This is a genomic window from Zavarzinella formosa DSM 19928, from assembly GCF_000255705.1.
Classification (GTDB): Bacteria; Planctomycetota; Planctomycetia; order Gemmatales; family Gemmataceae; genus Zavarzinella; species Zavarzinella formosa.
In genome coordinates this window covers 405,360-422,869 of record NZ_JH636439.1, presented here as the reverse complement: position 1 = coordinate 422,869, position 17,510 = coordinate 405,360, and the positions used below count along the sequence as shown (strand labels likewise).

At 59.2% G+C, this 17,510-nt stretch carries 15 protein-coding genes and 1 pseudogene; 13 read left to right on the top strand and 3 right to left on the bottom strand.

What is annotated here, in order from left to right; translation table 11 throughout:
• Positions 1-198, bottom strand: a pseudogene (locus BGIM_RS66925) (ISL3 family transposase); the annotation flags it as partial.
• 85 nt (positions 199-283) lie between these two features.
• Between BGIM_RS66925 and BGIM_RS48380 the strand changes: the two are divergent.
• The 4 genes from BGIM_RS48380 to BGIM_RS0102610 all read left to right on the top strand — a co-directional run bounded on the left by BGIM_RS48380 (position 284) and on the right by BGIM_RS0102610 (position 3,277).
• Positions 284-1,150 (top strand): sulfatase-like hydrolase/transferase, encoded by an 867-nt coding sequence (locus tag BGIM_RS48380; protein ID WP_084759659.1) that lies wholly within the window; start codon positions 284-286, stop codon positions 1,148-1,150.
• A 9-nt stretch (positions 1,151-1,159) separates the two neighbouring features.
• Positions 1,160-1,597 (top strand): DUF6194 family protein, encoded by a 438-nt coding sequence (locus BGIM_RS0102620; protein WP_020468247.1) that lies wholly within the window; start codon positions 1,160-1,162, stop codon positions 1,595-1,597.
• Positions 1,598-1,788: 191 nt separating this feature from the next.
• Entirely contained in the window at positions 1,789-2,268 is a 480-nt protein-coding gene (gene moaC, locus BGIM_RS0102615) for a cyclic pyranopterin monophosphate synthase MoaC (RefSeq protein WP_020468246.1), read from the top strand.
• Positions 2,255-3,277, top strand: a complete 1,023-nt coding sequence (locus BGIM_RS0102610) for a polyprenyl synthetase family protein (protein WP_020468245.1) — start codon at positions 2,255-2,257, stop codon at positions 3,275-3,277. The genes moaC and BGIM_RS0102610 overlap by 14 nt, the downstream gene beginning before the upstream one ends.
• 4 nt (positions 3,278-3,281) lie before the next feature.
• Here BGIM_RS0102610 and BGIM_RS0102605 read toward each other — a convergent pair whose 3' ends face one another.
• Positions 3,282-3,749 carry a GNAT family N-acetyltransferase gene (locus BGIM_RS0102605; RefSeq protein ID WP_020468244.1) on the bottom strand — a complete coding sequence of 156 codons (468 nt, stop codon included), beginning with the start codon at positions 3,747-3,749 and terminating at the stop codon, positions 3,282-3,284.
• Positions 3,750-3,889: 140 nt separating this feature from the next.
• Between BGIM_RS0102605 and BGIM_RS0102600 the strand changes: the two genes are divergently transcribed.
• From BGIM_RS0102600 to sucD, 6 genes are all read left to right on the top strand, one after another.
• Positions 3,890-5,626 (top strand): DUF1549 and DUF1553 domain-containing protein, encoded by a 1,737-nt coding sequence (locus tag BGIM_RS0102600; protein WP_020468243.1) that lies wholly within the window; start codon positions 3,890-3,892, stop codon positions 5,624-5,626.
• A 39-nt stretch (positions 5,627-5,665) separates the two neighbouring features.
• Positions 5,666-6,958, top strand: coding sequence for a DUF1501 domain-containing protein (locus BGIM_RS0102595; RefSeq protein ID WP_020468242.1), 1,293 nt, complete (start codon positions 5,666-5,668; stop codon positions 6,956-6,958).
• Positions 6,959-7,157: 199 nt separating this feature from the next.
• On the top strand, positions 7,158-8,357 hold the full coding sequence (sucC, locus tag BGIM_RS0102585; RefSeq protein ID WP_020468240.1) for an ADP-forming succinate--CoA ligase subunit beta: 1,200 nt from the start codon (positions 7,158-7,160) through the stop codon (positions 8,355-8,357).
• A 12-nt stretch (positions 8,358-8,369) separates the two neighbouring features.
• Positions 8,370-8,933, top strand: coding sequence for a Uma2 family endonuclease (locus tag BGIM_RS0102580; protein WP_020468239.1), 564 nt, complete (start codon positions 8,370-8,372; stop codon positions 8,931-8,933).
• Positions 8,934-9,019: 86 nt separating this feature from the next.
• Positions 9,020-9,892, top strand: coding sequence for a hypothetical protein (locus BGIM_RS0102575; RefSeq protein ID WP_020468238.1), 873 nt, complete (start codon positions 9,020-9,022; stop codon positions 9,890-9,892).
• A gap of 40 nt (positions 9,893-9,932) precedes the next feature.
• Entirely contained in the window at positions 9,933-10,814 is an 882-nt protein-coding gene (gene sucD, locus BGIM_RS0102570; protein WP_020468237.1) for a succinate--CoA ligase subunit alpha, read from the top strand.
• Between the two features lie 288 nt (positions 10,815-11,102).
• Here the strand turns inward: sucD and BGIM_RS0102560 are convergent, their stop codons facing one another.
• A complete protein-coding gene (locus tag BGIM_RS0102560) occupies positions 11,103-14,513 on the bottom strand; it encodes an ABC transporter permease (RefSeq protein ID WP_020468235.1) in 3,411 nt (1,136 codons plus the stop codon).
• Between the two features lie 71 nt (positions 14,514-14,584).
• On the opposite strand from BGIM_RS0102560, the gene BGIM_RS0102555 reads away from it, so the two are divergent.
• The 3 genes from BGIM_RS0102555 to BGIM_RS0102545 all read left to right on the top strand — a co-directional run bounded on the left by BGIM_RS0102555 (position 14,585) and on the right by BGIM_RS0102545 (position 17,269).
• A complete protein-coding gene (locus BGIM_RS0102555; RefSeq protein ID WP_020468234.1) occupies positions 14,585-15,310 on the top strand; it encodes a hypothetical protein in 726 nt (241 codons plus the stop codon).
• A gap of 118 nt (positions 15,311-15,428) precedes the next feature.
• Positions 15,429-16,715 carry a formylmethanofuran dehydrogenase subunit B gene (locus tag BGIM_RS0102550; RefSeq protein WP_052639625.1) on the top strand — a complete coding sequence of 429 codons (1,287 nt, stop codon included), beginning with the start codon at positions 15,429-15,431 and terminating at the stop codon, positions 16,713-16,715.
• A gap of 38 nt (positions 16,716-16,753) precedes the next feature.
• On the top strand, positions 16,754-17,269 hold the full coding sequence (locus tag BGIM_RS0102545) for an EF-hand domain-containing protein (protein WP_020468232.1): 516 nt from the start codon (positions 16,754-16,756) through the stop codon (positions 17,267-17,269).
• Positions 17,270-17,510: the final 241 nt, after the last annotated feature.

The following is a 17,510-nucleotide window of genomic DNA, read 5'->3' as shown; positions in this document are numbered from 1 at the left end:
CTTGCCGCCAACCGGGAGGGTGCGGACGGTGCGTTCCACGACCCCGCGTCGGATGACGTTGGCGGACTGACAGGACGAACAGCGGTCATGGGCGGGATCCTGCCGGAGATGAAGGGTCAGGCCGCCCTCGGCGGAGGAGGTCCGAACGACTTGATAGTCCCGAACACCGAAAACACGATACAGTAGCGTGGAGGACATGCCGGCTTCCTGAAGATGGTGTGGTTACCTTTCATGAAACGGCATGCTCCTCTTTTTTGGCAACCCCTGAGTACGAACTTCTCGGATGAGCCAAAAATGGGAATCGGCAGGCATGGAAGTGTACGCGGCCATGATCGACCGGATGGATCAGGGCATCGGCAAACTGATCGCCGAACTCAAACGCACCGGGCAATTCGAGAACACCCTCATCCTGTTTCTGCAAGATAACGGCGGTTGTGCCGAAGTGATGGGCCGGGCCGGAAACAAAGAACACCCGAACATCGACCGGCCGGAGAAGCCGGCGTTCCCGGTCATGAAGCCGGAAGAGTTTTCTGCCGCCGGAAGCGTCCCCAAACAAACCCGCGATGGCTTCCCGGTGCGGATGGGGCCGAAGGTGATGCCGGGGGGGCCGGACACTTATGTGGCCTACGGCCGGGGTTGGGCGAACGTCTCCAACACGCCATTCCGCGAATACAAGCACTGGGTCCACGAAGGGGGTATCAGCACTCCGTTGATCGCCCACTGGCCGAACGGAATCGCCGTGAAAGGCGAACTTCGGAAGCAACCCGGCCATCTCATTGACATCGCCGCGACCTGCGTTGACCTGGCGGGTGCCAAGCCAGGCGAGCAACCGGCCACCCCGTTGGAAGGCAAAACCCTCGTTGCGGCCTTCGCCAACAAGCCCCTCGACCGGGATATCTTCTGGGAACACGAGGGCAACCGGGCCATCCGCTCTGGTGATTGGAAACTCGTCGCCAAAGGTCCGGGCGCCCAATGGGAGCTTTACAACATCGCAACCGACCGGACGGAAGCCACCGATCTGGCCTCGAAGAATCCGGAGAAAGTCAGCGAACTGACCGCGAAGTGGGAGGCATGGGGCAAGCGAACGCAAGTCCTGCCGTGGATCTGGAAGCCGGACTATTCACCAACCGGGAAAAAAGACCCAAAGTAAGGAGCAGAAATGAACGAAACCGCCATCAGCCAGTACATCATCGGCGCCTTTCCCGATGTCGAGTCGGTCACGGTGTCGGGCGACACGTTCTTTTTCAATGATCCGGCGAAAATGTTCCCGTTTGCCACGATGGTCACCTCGGACACGGACGGGGCTTTCTCAGACCTCGGTCGCCCCAGTGTTTTTCGCTTCAACATCGGCGTCGGCAAGCACACCTTCCAATCGTTGTTTCCCCCGAAAGCAACCGGTGAGGAGGAAACGGCTCATGACTTCACGGCCCTGGACCGGATCATGCCGCATCCCGTTTATGGGAAGATGTACTGGATCTGTGTGCTTAATCCGAGCGAAGAGACATTCATCGCTTTGAAGACACTGCTGGCCGAGGCTTACGACCTGTCCGCCAAACGGCTGTCGAATACAAAGCAGACGAATGACGCCCAAGTGTAAATCTCCGAGCGATTTCGGTCATTGAAGTTCATGTTCTTTTTCCGACTCGTTCCCTTGTTCGCCGATCTATCCATGTCGATAGATCGGCGTTCATTTTTCCCAAGGCCGGGAAAATAACACCGTTGTGATTCTCATTTGATTTCGGTTCTGATCCACAGAAGGGGATTTAAAGAAGTCCCCGCGAGGCAAACATGGGCGAGCTAAGCCATTTCGACGAGGCCGGTGCCAGTCGGATGGTTGATGTTTCCGGCAAGGCTGACACGGTCCGCGTGGCGGTCGCCTCCGGGTTGGTCCGCATGAAACCGGAAACTCTCCGGTTGATTTTGGATCGGCAGATGGCCAAGGGGGATGTCCTGGAAGTCGCCCGGCTCGCGGGAATCATGGGGGCCAAGCAGACCAGCAGCCTGATCCCGTTGTGTCATCCGTTGCCCGTCTCCGGCTTGAAGGTCGATTTGGTTCCCGAGGGGGATGATGCCCTCCGAATCACCGCTGAGGCGAAGGTGACCGGGAAAACCGGGGTGGAGATGGAGGCCCTGACGGCCGTGACCGTCGCCGCCCTGACGGTTTACGACATGGCCAAGGCCGTGGACCGGGAAATGACCATCGAGGCCGTGCGGTTGGAACGAAAGTCGGGCGGGAAGTCTGGGGAGTTTGTCCGTGGAACGTCTTGAGGAGCCGGACATGTCGAACAAGATGATTCTGGGCGAAATGCCAGCCACCCGCAAGGATGCCCTTCCGATGGCCTTGGTGGCCCGCGATCTGGAGGAAGTCGAACGCATCTATCAAGCCACTTTGGAACCCTTCCGGGTCCGGTTTGGGCCAATTATCCAGCATCTCGACCATTATCGAGGCAAACGCCTGCGGCCAATGCTCGTTTTGCTCGCCGGCCACGCCATCGGCAGCGTGAAACGGGAACACCATATCCTCGGCGCCGTGGTGGAAATGATCCACACCGCCACGCTGGTTCACGATGATGTGCTGGATGCCGCCGACACCCGGCGACACACGGCCACGGTGAACGCCAATTGGGGCAATCACGCGAGCATTTTGCTCGGGGACATGCTGTTTTCAGCCGCTTTCCGACTTTGTGCCACCGTGGATGCCAAAGCCTGCGAAGTGATCGGCGACACAACAAACAAGGTCTGTGCCGGGGAACTGCTGCAAGTGACCAAAGCCGGGCGGCTTGACTTGAGCGAGGCCGATTACTTCGAGATCATCGAAGGCAAAACCGGCGTGCTGACGGAATGCGCCACCCGCCTCGGAGCCAGATACGCCGGGGCCTCGCCGGTGGTCGAACGCCGGATGGCCGATTATGGCCGGCATCTCGGCATGGCATTTCAGGTGGCCGACGACGTGCTGGACCTGCGGGGGGACGCGAACACCGTCGGCAAAACCTTGGGAACCGATCTCGCCCAGCGAAAAATGACCCTGCCGGTGATCCGTTACATCAATTCACTAAGCGCCGAGGCCAGTCATCGGCTCAAGGGACTGCTGGCCACGACAGAGCATGATGCGGAAGTGATTGAAGATGTGATCGCCTCCGGTTCCGTCGAATCGGCCCAATTGCAGGCCGAGACCATGATCGACGAGGCCCGGCTGGCGATCTCGCAACTAGCCCCGTCCGCTTATCGCACGGCCTTGGAACAAGTCGCCCGATGGGCTGTGCGACGGGAACGATGAGCCGTCAGAGGGGAATAATCATCGTTTCCTCGACCAGATATCCGGCATCATACATTCCCAAACTCTGGTAAGTGGCTTGGGCCTTCGTGTTATCCCGTTCCACATAGAGCCGCAGACCGACCACATCCCCGGCTTTTTTCGCCTGTTCAACGGCCGAATCGAATAATTGCCGGAAAATGCCCGTTCGGCGATGATCTTCCCGCACATAGACGCTCTGAATCCACCAGAACCAGCCATCCCGCCAGTCGCTCCACTCGAAAGTCACCATTAACTGGCCAACGATCTCGCCATCCGCCTCGGCCACCAGATAAAAACCCTTCATGGGATCTTCAAATACCCGGCCAACCCCGCGGGTCACGGTCGCCAGATCCAGCTCTTTTTCCTCGGTTTCCCAAGCCATTGCCCGGTTGAATGCCGCAATCGTCCCGGCATCTTGGTTTTCACCCCGACGAATCGCCACATTGCCAGCCATCAGATTTGCTCCGGTGAAATTCACACTTTCGCTGGACGGACGCCTAATTCCGCGAGAAACTTTTCTTTATTATCGGGGTTCAATGCAGTGAATGAACTTCCAACGTCCGCGACACCAGACCGTTGACACGGAGATGATATATGTGGATTCGCAAAACCATTGCCACCCTCTCACTGACGATAGCCGTCGGAATGATTGTCTCCCAGGCTTCCTCCAATGCCGCCGACGGGGACACGAAGGCTGACAAGAAAAAAGCCAAGCAACTGAAACTTCTGGAAGCCAAGAAAAAGGCCGAGGCTGAAAAGCCGCCAGAACCCGCGAATGGCGGCAAAGCGGTCGTCATCTCCAAGACCCCGCCGGCCGCCCCGGCCAAGCCGATGGCCACGGAAGCCTTGGCGAAAATGATCGACATGGGGATCGACAAGCCCCTCAAAGACGCCAAAATCCAAGTCTCTTCCCAATCCTCCGACGCCGAGTTCCTTCGCCGGGTGTGTCTGGACATCACCGGTGTGGTTCCCACGGTCGAACGAGCTTCTGCTTTCTTGGATGACCGCTCCCCGGACAAACGGGCCAAACTGATTAACGAATTGCTCTCCGCCCCGGAATTCGGCAAACACCAGTCCGACATTTGGACGGTGATGATGAACCCGATTGATTCGGAAAACCGCTTCGTCAGCAAGGCTCCCTTGCGGGAATGGCTGACCGAGAAGTTCAACGCCAACATGCACTGGGACACGATGGCCTATGAACTCATGACGGCCACCGGCGATCTCGACAAAAACGGCGCCACCGGCTACATGATGGCCAACCGTGGCGTGGACAAGATGACCGACAGCGTCGGCAAGTTGTTCCTCGGGGTGCAAATTCAATGTGCCCAATGCCACAACCACCCGTTCACCCACTGGAAGCAGACTGAATATTGGGGGCTGGCCCAGTTCTTCTACAAGGTGAACGTCAGCAACCCTCGCGCCGCCAAAGACGGCGGCACGATCACCGTCAACGAAGACGGCCGGGTCAACCGGAAAGTCAACGCCCTGCCGGAAGCCGCCAAACACGTTTCGGCCAAGTATTTGGGTTCGGATGAAGTCAAGTTGAACAGCAGCGAACCTTACCGGCCCGCGTTGGCCCAGTGGATTTGCACCCCGTCGAATCCGTTCTTCGCCAAGGCGTTCGTCAATCGGATTTGGTCCCAATACTTCGGCCGGGGAATCGTGAACCCGGTTGACGACCTGAGCGACGAGAATGTCCCGACGCACCCGGAACTGCTGGCCAATCTCTCCAAGGAATTCGCCGCCAGCGGCTTCGACATCAAACACCTGATCCGGGGCATTTGCAACTCCCAAGCGTATCAACGCTCTAGCAAACCGCTTGGGGATAATCGTGACGACAAAACCATGTTCAGCCATCAAGGCATCAAAGTGCTGACGGCCGAACAACTATTCGACAGTCTCGCCGCCGTGCTGGGTGTCCCCGGCGGCGGCAAGGATGGCGGCAAAGCCAAGATGGCCCCCGCCCCGAAGGGCGGCCCCCAAGGCCCGCGAGACCAGTTTGCCCTCTTCTTCATGGGGACGGAAACCGCCAAGCCGACCGAATATGAAGCCGGCATTCCGCAAGCCCTCCGACTGATGAACAGCCCGCTGATGGCCAACGGCCGACTGTTGTCGGCCGCCAATCGGATCGCCGAAGTGGCCCGTCCGGCGACCACCCCGGACAAAGCCATCGAAAAGCTCTACCTCGGCACCCTCTCCCGCCGGCCGAGCACGGATGAGTTGAAGAAGATGAAGGACTATGTGGCCAAGCAAACCGACCCCAAGCAGGCCTACTCCGACGTGATGTGGGTGTTGTTGAACTCCAGTGAATTCACGCTGAACCGTTAAAAATTAAATTTCCAAAACCTTCCATTTGGTGAGCCAGATATGTTCCTCAATACCCTGTCCGAAAAGAACCGCCGCGACTTCATGAAGCTCTCGTCGATGGGCGTGTTCGGGGCCTCGTTCTCCGGCTGGATGAACGTCCTCGCCGCCCGCGCGGCCACCACCGCCGCCAACCCGAAGGCCAAGGCCAAGCACTGCATTCTCGTGTGGCAAGACGGCGGCCCGAGCCACAAAGACACTTGGGACTTGAAGCCCGAGAGCAAGGGAGCCGGGGACTTCAAGCAGATCAAAACATCCGCGACCGGCATCCAGATTAGCGAACACCTGCCGAAGCTCGCCCAATGGATGAACCAAGGCGTGTTGATTCGTGGCATGAGCACGGCCGAAGGCGCCCACCCGCGGGCCAAGTACAACATGCACACCGGCTACCGCGAAGGCCAGGGTGGCTTGGTTTACCCGTCCATCGGGGCCATCGTCTCCAAGGAAATCGGCCGGGCCGACGCCAGCATCCCGAACTATGTGACCATCGGCGGCCGCAGTTTCGGCAGCGGTTTCATCGGGCCGAAGCACCAACCGCTGATCGTGAGCGACCCGAACCGGGGCGTGCAGGATCTGGCTTCCCAAGTTTCCACCGGCCAGTTCGACAACCGCGTCGGGTTGCTCCAAGAACTCGAATCGGCGTTCTATCACGACTATCAGGCCGATTCGATCAACGATCACAAGACGACCTACGCACGGGCCGTCACGATGATGAAGTCTAAGGAAGCCAAGGCGTTTGATCTCTCGGCCGAGCCTTCTTCCTCCCGTTCGGCGTTCGCCAGCGACAACTTCAGCCAGGGCTTGTTGATGGCCCGTCGGTTGGTGGAAGTTGGCGTCCCGTTCGTCGAAGTCGGCCTTGGCGGTTGGGACACCCACCAAGACAACTTCGCCCGGTTGAAGGACAACCTGCTGCCGAAACTCGACGGTGGGGTAGCCGCCCTCCTGAAAGATCTGAAGGAGCATGGCCTTCTTGATTCCACGCTGGTGATCGTGATGGGCGAGTTCGGCCGCACGCCGAACATCAACACACGGGGCGACAAGCCCGGCCGCGACCACTTCCCGAAGGCTTGGAGCCTCGCCATGTTCGGGGCCGGTTTGAAGCACGGCACCGTTTACGGCAAGACTGACAAGGAAGGCGGCACCGTCGAGGAAGGCAAGACCAACGCGATGGACTTCCTCGCCACCGTCTGCACCCTGTTGGGCGTCGATTACACCAAGGAAAACGAAACGCCGACCAAGCGCCCGATCCGCATCGTGGACAAGGCCGGCAAGCCGATCACTTCACTGATCGCCTGATAAAATTGGCCGAAAAGAAGCCGAATCACAAAGACACAAAGGCCGCGCAAAGCCAGCGCCGGGAAACTTGGGGAGAGAAATTTTCCCCGGTTCTTTCGGCGAAACTTTGGGCGGCCTTTGTGCTTTCGCGGGTCGTCTTCTCTTCAACCCATCGCGTCGTATAACTTCTCCACATCCCATTCGACTGCCGGAGTCCCCCTTGAAGATCCACGAGTATCAGGCCAAGGAACTGTTCGCCGCCGCCGGGGCCAACATCCCCAAGCACATCGTTGTCCGCACGCCTGACGAGGCGGCCGCCGCCTTTGAACAACTCGGCGGCACCGGGGCCATGATCAAGGCCCAAATTCACGCCGGGGGACGCGGCGCCGGTCAGTTGAAGGGATACGCGGACAAGCTCGGCGGCGTGAAATTCGTCCCCACCAAGGAAAAGGCCAAAACCATCGCGGCCGCGATGCTGGCCCATTCGCTCGTGACGATCCAAACCGGGCCGGAAGGCCAGCCGATCAAGACGTTGATCGTCCAAGCCGATGCCGAACCGGCGAAGGAATATTACCTGGCGATGGTCCTCGACCGGGCCTCCGGTCAGCCTGTGCTGATGGCCAGTTCCGCCGGGGGGATGGACATTGAAAAAGTCGCCCACGACACGCCGGAACTCATCATCAAGGTCCCCGTCAGCCCGGAAGTGGGCCTGCAACCCTACCAAGCCCGGCGGGTCGCTTTTGAACTCGGCTTCACCGGCGACCAGATCGCCAAAGTCGAATCGATCATGATGGCGCTCTCCAAGGTGTTTCTGGAGAAGGACGCCAGCCTGGCCGAAATCAACCCGCTGGCGGTCACCAAGAAGGGTGATGTGGTCGTCCTCGACGCCAAGATCGACTTCGACGACAACGCCATGTTCCGCCACCCGGATATCGCGACCCTGCGGGATCTCGCCGAAGAAAACCCGGTCGAAATCCGGGCGAGCAAAGCCAACCTGAACTTCATCCAACTCGACGGCACCATCGGCTGTCTGGTCAACGGGGCCGGGCTGGCGATGGGCACAATGGACATCGTGGCCCACCACGGCGGTTCCCCGGCCAACTTCCTTGACGTCGGCGGCGGCGTCACCCCCGAGGCGGCCATCGAAGCCTTCCGCATCATTCTTTCCGATTCCAAGGTGAAGGGCATTCTCGTCAACATCTTCGGCGGCATTGCCAAGTGCGACCTGATCGCCGAGGCGCTGGTGAAGGCCGGGCGAGAAGTCGGCTTCAAGGTTCCGGTGATCGTCCGGTTGGAAGGAACCAACGTCGAGAAAGCCCGCGAAATCCTGAACAGCGTGAAGGCCGAACTGCCCATGATCCAGTCGGCCTCCGGGTTGACCGAAGCGGCCAAGATGGTCGTGGCGGCCGCCAAGGCGTAAGAGGGCAACCTCATGATCTCCGGGCACATGACAGTTGACGAGTTCCAATCGTGGCGTGACCTGCCCGAGAATCAGGACCGGAAGTGTGAACTGCATCTCGGGAAAATTGTCGATGTGCCTTTGGCCGGGGAACTTTACGGAATTGTGTCGGCCATCGTTGGATATCGACTGATGAGTTATTCTCTCTTGCACGGCCGGGGAACGGTTTTCGGCAAGAGTGCGGGCTTGGTTACTTCGGACGACACCGTCCTTGGACCGAACCTCATGATGATCGGAGAGAGGGTTGGCCGCAAGGACTTGAGCAAAGGATTTTGCCGTCGAGTTCCTTTGCTATGTGTCGAACTTCTCTCTTCTTGTAATGATCTTACCATCATGATGCGGAGAGTGATTCAATACCTGAAATTAGGCGTGTTCCTGATTTGGGTGATCGATTCAGACGACCAAGCGGTGATCGAGTTCTCTTTGAGCGGTCAGATGAGAGTTCTGGACGAATCGGACACCCTGACCGGCAACGGAATACTTCCGGATTTTTCGTGTCCGGTGGCTGATTTGTTCCGGCTTCCCGGAACAGCGTGACAACAATACAACGCCCCGCGAGCGTCGCGGGGAGAATGAGCAAGGACGATTCTCTCCCTCGTCCGTGTGACAACATGAGGTGCTTCATGCGGCGGACGATGATTCGGACGATGCCGGGTTCGGGCTTGTTGTTGGCGCTGGCCCTGATGACCGGTTGCAAAGAACAATCGACGGCGACAAAGCCTTCGAGCAAGCCGTCAACGACGGACACGGTGGCGACGCTTCCCCAAGGCCCAAGCGCCCGTGCGAAGGCCGATGAGTTTTTGAAGGCATTGAGCGAAGGCAAAGCCAAGCCGGATGATCTCACCCCGGCCTTCAAAAAGACCATCTCCAAGCCGATGACCGACGAAGAGAAGAAAGTCGGCTACTCGGACGCTGATGTGCAAAACTTCCTCAGCAAGTTTGAAAAGATGACTGTCGAGGATGTGAAGGAATCCGGCTACGGCAACACCATCGTCCTGCGAGGCCGGGCCAAATCCCCGAACAAAGTGGATGCGTTCTGCCTGAAAATGATCCGCGAGGCGAACGGCCTCAAGGTGGACTGGCTGCACCGATCGGACCGGTTCTTGGCGGGCGACGCCCCCAAGACCGAGGAACCCGAACTCGCGGCCGCCTCGGACACGGCCCGGAATTTCCTGGAGACGCTGATCGGCGGCGATCTGCGACAGGCCCAGGCCCTCATGCTCCCCTCGTGGCTGGCCTCCATCGAAGCGCCGAGCGAGACAGACAAGAAAAACGGCTTCGCCTATAACGTCGGCTTCGTGACCCAAAAGATGAAGTCATGGCGGGGCGAAACGATCGCCTATTCGATGCCGAAAAGCGAACTGACCGGCAACAAGGACGCGGCCACCGTGACTGCCGAACTGGAGTCCGGCGGGCAGAAGAAAACCTACCAAGTGAAGCTGGTGAAGGACAAGACAACCGGCCAATGGCTTGTCGAAGACTTCGCCAAGGTGTGACCCGAGACCTGATAAACAAAACCCCGGACCCCGGATTTCCATGAGCATTCTCGTCGACAAAAACACCCGCGTGATCTGTCAGGGCCTCGGCAAAGCGGGGACGTTCCACGCCATTCAATGCCGCGATTACGGCACACAAATGGTCGGGGGCATCACGCCCGGCAAGGGGGGCACGGTCAAGGAAGGCTTCCCGATCTTCAACACGGTGGCCGAATCCGTCGCCAAGACGGGGGCAAACGCCAGCATGATCTTCGTGCCGCCGCCCGCCGCCGCCGACGCGATCATGGAAGCCGCCGACGCGGGCATCAAGGTTATCATTGCCATCACCGAAGGCATCCCGGTTCTGGACATGTCCAAGGTGATGCGTTTCCTCAAGACCAAGCCGGGCGTGCGGCTCATCGGGCCGAACTGTCCGGGCATCATCACCCCCGGCCAGTGCAAGATCGGCATCATGCCGGGTTACATCCACAAGCCCGGCCCCGTCGGCCTCATCAGCCGTTCGGGCACGCTGACCTACGAAGCCGTGTTCCAACTCTCGGCGTTGGGCCTCGGCCAGTCCACCTGTGTGGGCATCGGCGGCGATCCGATTCCCGGCACGACGCAGATCGACTTGCTGGAAATGTTCGAGAACGACCCCGGCACGGAAGCGATCCTGATGATCGGCGAAATCGGCGGCAACGCCGAGGAACGGGCGGCCGATTACATCGCCAAGCATGTGAAAAAGCCGGTGGCCGCGTTCATCGCCGGGGTGACGGCTCCCCCCGGCCGCCGGATGGGCCACGCCGGGGCGATCGTCGAAGGCAGCGGCGGGTCGGCCGAAAGCAAGATCAAGGCATTGACGGCGGCCAACATCGAAATCGCCCCGACCCCGGCCGATCTCGGGTCAGCCGTTCAAGCAGCCATTGCCAAGAAAAAGAAGTGATTTTCGGTCGGGGGTTCGTCGCCGAGTTTTGAACAATCGGAGTGCCTGCCGATGGACGAACCAATTTGCCCGACTTGTGGACAACTCTTGGGGGCTGCTTCCAACACAGCCTGGCCGCCCCCGGCCCCTCTGAATGAATCTGATCCGGAGGAACTATTTGAATGGTTCCGTGTCAGTCATCTCCGGCAACGGGTTCGACAACTCCATGAAGATGTGGCCCGAGAAGAAGCTTGGCGGAATCAGCCCCCCGTCTTTGTCTTCCAAGGCCAAATTGGTTGAGGCAATTCTTTATTCCTTCCTCAACCCCTGCACCACCGAGATCCGCAGGGAATATCGCACGGCAATCGCGGCGGCGAGCAACCCGGTGACCAACACCCCTGTGAGGACAAGGGCCAGCCTTGCCCACGGGATTTCCCCGCCTCCCGCCAAGTGCGGGGCCACGGCGGCGAGGGCGGCCAGCACCCCGGCTCCCAGCCCCATCACCAACAGCAGTGAGTTCTCGACGAACACCAACCGGTCCAGTGTTCCGGCCCGGTAGCCGAACGCCCGCAAAAGGGAGAGTTCGCCCCGTCGCTCGAAGACATTTCGCAACAGCACCACCGCCAGCCCCAATCCGCCGAGCAGCAGACCAAAACCGCCGAGCAATTGGAATGTGGACAGGTAGGTGTTCTGCACGGCGAGATACATCCCGAGGCGGTCGGAGCTTTTCACCGGCTCGAAACCATAGGGGGCCAGCCCGTCCGCGAGGATGGCGCTTACGGCATCAACCTCGGTGGACGGCGCGTTGATGAGGAAATAAGCGGCCCCTTCCGTGCGGGGGAATGCCTTGCGGAAGGCGCTTCCGGCGATCAGCACTTCGCTTTGAAACACGCTATCCTTGAGGAACCCGGCGAGGACGATCTTCACCGGTTTGCCGGTTTCATCCGGGATTTCCAAAATGTCGCCGATGCCCTTTTTCAACTGCCAGATGGCCGTGTTTTCCTCGACGAAACCGGGGATGGCATCCCCCTCCCGCCGCAAGATCAGCCACGGATTCGCCTTCTCGGCCTCCGTCTTGGCGTCCGTGTCGCTGAAGCGAAATCCCTTGGCATCAATGATCGAATCTGGCACGCCCAACACACGCGGACGGGTAGCCTGATAGAGATTCAGGCAACTGGCATCGTCCCCGGCCCGCACGGCAAAGGGGTGGAAGGTCGTTTCCTGGAGCAAATGCGTCGCCCGGTCGATGATCGCTTCCCGCTCTTTCGCCGTTTTGCCATCTGCCTGGGCCTTCTGCTGCAAATTGCCAATGATCTCGTTTATGATGGTGACTTGGTTCATCGCCGGGTTGTCCTCCCCGGCGGATTCCTTCGTGTTGAAATCCATGAACAACGGGCTGTCCGATTCGGCCAGCAACGGGAAGCCGCCGCTGCCACCATCGGATTTCAAAAAGTCTTGGTCAGGAGTTCGGCGAAACGATTCGACGGCCACAATCAGAAACGCGGCCGAGGCCAACAACCCGGCGGTCAGCAAACTGCGAGTCGGATTCCGGGAGGCATTCCGCACGCTCAAGCCGGACACCCCGTGAACGGTTTGATGCCTCGGCGTGCGAAGCCACAGGGCCACCAAGGACATCAGTGCAATCAAAACCATCGAACCGCAACCGAAGAACGCCCCCGCCCGTGGTTCTCCTGCCGGAAGCGACGGAGCCATCAACGCCAGCCCGGCCGCCCCGAGGAAGCCAACGCAGGCCATGCCGACCCACATCATCGGGAAACGGCTCGGAGCGACATCCGAAGTCGTGCTTCCCTTGAGCAATTGAGCCGGGGCGATTTTGCTCAGCCCCCGGATGGCCCAGAGGATGGCCAGTTCGCTCATTAAAACGCTGCCAACGAATCCGATGGCGAGACTCGTCGGGGAGATGTGCAGTTTCAAGAATGTTCCGACTCCGGCCGTCGGCCACAGGCTAATCATCACTTTGAGCATCAACGCGGCAAAACCCGCCGCCGCGACCAAGCCGATGGCGCTTCCCGCCGAGGAAAGAACCAATCCCTCCCAAAGCATCTGACGGCGAACAATGGAGAGCGGAAACCCGGTCGCCCTCAAAAGGCCAAATTCCTTCGCCCGGCGTTCCATGTTCAGCCGGAACAACAACCCCACCAACATCAATGCGGCCGCGATCAGGAAGAAACTAAACGCGACAAACAACATCCCAAAATCGGTGCTGCCAGAACTGGCGTCGAGCGTCCGTTTCCGCACATCATCGAAAACGAAGCCCCCCTTTTGGGGGTCGAGGTTTTTGAGCAAGGAGGCTTTCACAAGCGGCAACGCGGTTTTCAAATCACCGGAGTTGGGCAACAACCGGATGGCCGTCGTGTCCCCGAATCGGCCGCCCCATAGTTTGCGGGCGGTTTTGAGGGTCACATACGCTTTCGGCGTCGCCTGATAACGATTCCAATAACGCTCGTCCCTTGGTTTCACCCGCGTGTTGTCGTAAGGGAACGGCGGGTCCCAATCCTTGATGCTTAGTTTGCTGGTGATCCCTGGAAACTCGGGCACAAGATCCGGATCTTCCAAGGCTCCCTTCAACGGGACAATCGTTTTGAGTTTCAAAGTGTGGGTAGCCTCTTCAATGCGCCCCTCCACCTCGGGTTTGAAATAGGTGAGCGTCACCGATTCGCCGGGTTTGATGCCCCACGGCAAATCCGTTGATTTGGCGTCTTCCCATTGCACCAAAATGATTTCATCATCGGCCAACGATTGGCCCGCCAATGGATTCAGCGGCGAGGCGTCGGCCGGGTCGATCCCGGCGACGACGGAATAGGGCAAATCGACGCCCGTTCCTTGCAGGCGGTTGGTCAGATACACGAATAGCGGCGAAAGGCGGCAATTGGTTTCTTTGGCCGTCGCCTGGGCGGCTTCGATGGCCGCCGGTTCGAGCAACATCCGGTCGCTTTCGATGGCGATATACGCCTGCCGTTTTGACGGGACGCGAACTTTGAGATCCCAATCCCGTAGCGTCAGATGGGCTTGCAAGTCCGATTCTAACGGCTGTAATGACTGTGCGGGCGAAAGCAGCACATTGGCGAGATCGGATTTGCCAGTTTCGCGTTGTAACGACTGAATGGATGCGATGAGATTGTACGGTGTTGACGGATTTGGCGATAACGTAAACTCTCCCGCTTGGGCATCTTGGGGGAGAATGCGGCCAACGGTGAAGGCGCTGGTTTGCGTGGTCGCCGAGGCTCCTCGCTTGGCGAGGGCCGAACTTTGCGGAAGGGTGCCTCCCTTCCGCATGGTGACCGTGACGGTGTCCCCGGCTTTCGCATGCAAGGCTTCGGCCAAGGCGTGCGAAAGAACGACCGTGTCCCCTTCGGGCAATTGGTCCGGCGGGGCGAAGCGGGCATCGACGCCGAGGATGTTGACCTTGCCGACACGGGCGGCCGGGGTGCGGACGGCCCCCTGAAGCAGAATCACCGGCTTGACACCTCCCGGCAGTTCGTCGGCGAGGGCCGAGCGGAAAAAGCGTCCGGCGGTGAGGACGTATTGGGTGCCGTTGAGTTGTCGTTCGGTCCGGTCCCGTAGGCTTCCCCGAAGGGAATCGCCGACGAGCAACGCCCCGGCCAGCACGGCGGCGCTGACGGCGGCCCCGAATAACACGGCGATGTTGCCCCGGACGTAAAACCGGAGGCTGGATGCAAGCAGACGAAAACGGTTCATGCAATTGGGCCTTTTGAGGCGGCACGGAACCAAGACATTGTAAGCAAGACGTTTCAACGCGGAGAATTCAAATGTACCGACAGGCGGCCTGTGTCATCATTCTCGGGATGGGTTGCGTGGCCCTTGCCCAAGTCGAACCCAAAACGCCCCCCGCGACTTCGGGCGCGCCCAAGGAAGAAATTCTGGTCAAAAAGGATGACGACCGGCGGGATTTGACCCTCCTGCGACGGATCTCCGAAACCAGCTTTCTCCACGAGGCCACCAAGACCACTTACACGATTCCCAAGGGCTGGACAGAAATCCGCCCGTTCCGCCTGGCGCGAAAGCTCGAACCCCGGACCAGCACCGTTCTGGGTGTGGAGCGCCAGGACCGCGACATGGTGGCTACGTTGTACTGGATACCAATCCCCATCGCTTCCAAGTTTTCCGATTGGATTCGTGAAACGGAAGTCGCCGGGGAATATGGCGAGGAATACGAGACCCTCAAAGTCGTGTACGGGGCCGACAAAGTTGGCAAGCCCACAAAGATCACCGTTGGCAACTTCGAGGTCCACAAGGTCAACGTCAAAGGCGGTCCGGATCGTGGCGAGAAATACGACGGCACGCTGTTTCTCTTCGAGGTCGCCAGCGAAGAAGGCCGTTGGATCGTGAAGGCCCGCGTTTCCTATCCCAAGAGCGACCGGCCGGAATCCGGCGAAAAGTGGTCCGAAGAAGTTCTCAGCGGTTTTGCCCGAGTTCCGGACGCAAAGACGCCCCCGGTCGTCCCGCCAGTTCCATTGGTTGAAGAAAAGAAGTGAAATTTTTCCTTTCTTTTCTTTTTAGTGTGTCCAATGTGTTCAGTTTTGAGAGGTTCCAAATCGGTCGGCGGGGATGAAAAACGCCATGTTTCCCCGCTGTTTTCGTAATCTAGTTTGCATGAAGAAGACCCTCTTCCAAAATGTCCCCTGTACAGTGTGCGGGTGCGTTTGCGACGATCTCTCCATCACGGTCGAGGGGGGCCGCATCACGTCGGCCGAGGGGGCGTGCGATCTCGCCCGGCCCCGTTTTCTGGAACAGAACGCCTATTTCCCGCCGGTGGCCGAAATTCGGGGGGAATCAGTCCCCCTGGACGAGGCCATCACGGCGGCCGTCGCCATTCTTCGGCAGGCCAAATCCCCACTGATCTACGGCCTTTCCCGCAGCACCACCGAGGGCCAACGAGCGGCCGTCGCGCTCGCCGAACTCGTCGGGGCGACCATCGACACCACAGCCGCCACCGGACACGCCCCGTCGTTGATGGCCCTGCAACAAGTCGGCGAATCGACCTGTTCGCTTGGCGAAGTGAAGTCACGGGCCGATTTGGTCATCTATTGGGGCTGCGACCCGCTCACCACCCACCCCCGGCACGTAGAGCGTTACGCCCCGCCACGACCCGGCCGGACGATTGTGGCTGTCGATGTGAGGGAAACCGCCACCAGCAAGGCCGCGAACTCGGCCATCCGGTTGAAGCCGGAATCCGATTGGGAAGCCCTCTGGACGCTGCGAGCCTTGGTCAAAGGCGTGCCGATGCCGGAGGCGAGTCCGGAATTGGCGGCCCTCGCAAACCAAATGAAATTGGCCAAGTTTGGCGTGGTGTTCTTCGGCGGCGGCCTCATCAAAGGGGCGCTGGCCAACAAAAACGTGGAAGCCCTGTTGCAATTGGTGACTGATCTGAACGATCACACGCGGTTTTACGCCCGCCGGATGCGTCGCTTCGGGGACATCGCCGGCGCCGACAGCGTTCTCACCTGGCAGACTGGCTATCCGTTCGGCGTGAATTTTTCAAAAGGTTATCCGCGTTTCAACCCCGGCGAATTCTCGGCCCCAGCAATGCTGGCCCGGCGGGAAGTGGATGCCTGTCTGTTCGTCGGCAGCGAGACAAGCGCCGAGTTCCCGCCGGAAGCCATCGAGCATTTGAAATCCATCCCGGTGATTGCTTTGGAAGCCCCGAACACCGTCACGATGGCTCCCCCGGCGGTGCGTTTCACCACGGCCGTTTACGGCGTTCACCGGCCGGGCACGGCCTATCGCATGGATGAAATTCCCATCCCTTTGCAAGTCTTGTTGCCGACTCATTACCCGTCCGATGGCGAAGTGATGGAACGCTTGCACTCGGCGATTCTTGCGGAATTGTCAGGGGATAATTGCGGAACTTTTCCGAACCCCAAGGGTTCAAAGTGTTAATCAGATTCTAACGTTTCCAACTCTTCGGGAAAGATATCATGAGCCGCTTGATGATCGTTGCCGCTTTGTGTTGTCTGGCTGTCACCTCAAACGTCGAAGCCGCCAAAAACAACAAAAAGAAGCCCAAAGTTGACCAAGGGCCGGATCTCGCTCTTCTTTTCGCCAAGTTGGATGTGAACAAAGACAACAAAGTGAGCGTTAAGGAATTTGACTCCTTCAACGGTCTCCAAGCCGCCGCCGGGGCTAAAAACGTCAAGAAGGCCAACAAAGCCAACAAGGCCGCGAAGTTTCAAATTTCCACGACGGTGGCCGCAAAGCCCGTTGTCAAAAAGCCTGTCGTCAAGAAGCCCGCCAACAAGGCCAAGAAGCCCAAAAATGGGAACAAGGCCAAGAAGCCCAAGAAGAACCAATCGAATAATCTCGCCCAGCAACGGGCCGCTTGGTTCAAGGCGTTGGACACGAACAAAGATGGCTACCTGACGCTGGAAGAGTTCACCAAGATCAAGGAAGTGATCGGCGGCGCTGCCGGGGCCAAGAAAAAGAACGCCGCGTAATTGCGGTCAACGGATCAACTCTCCGGGCCGGATGCCATCAGGCATCCGGCTCTTGTTTTGATGGCCCCATCCTGGCCTGGCGGCATCCCATCTGAATCCGAATCCTTCCTTTTCCCGATTCTCTCCAATATCTGTCCGTCCGTTCAGGCCGTTCCCGGTCCATAACACCGCTTGGAGCGACCGCAAGGTTTCGCTAACCTGAAAAGGGCGGGCGTGAGCCTTTCAACCTGATTAGGTGTCC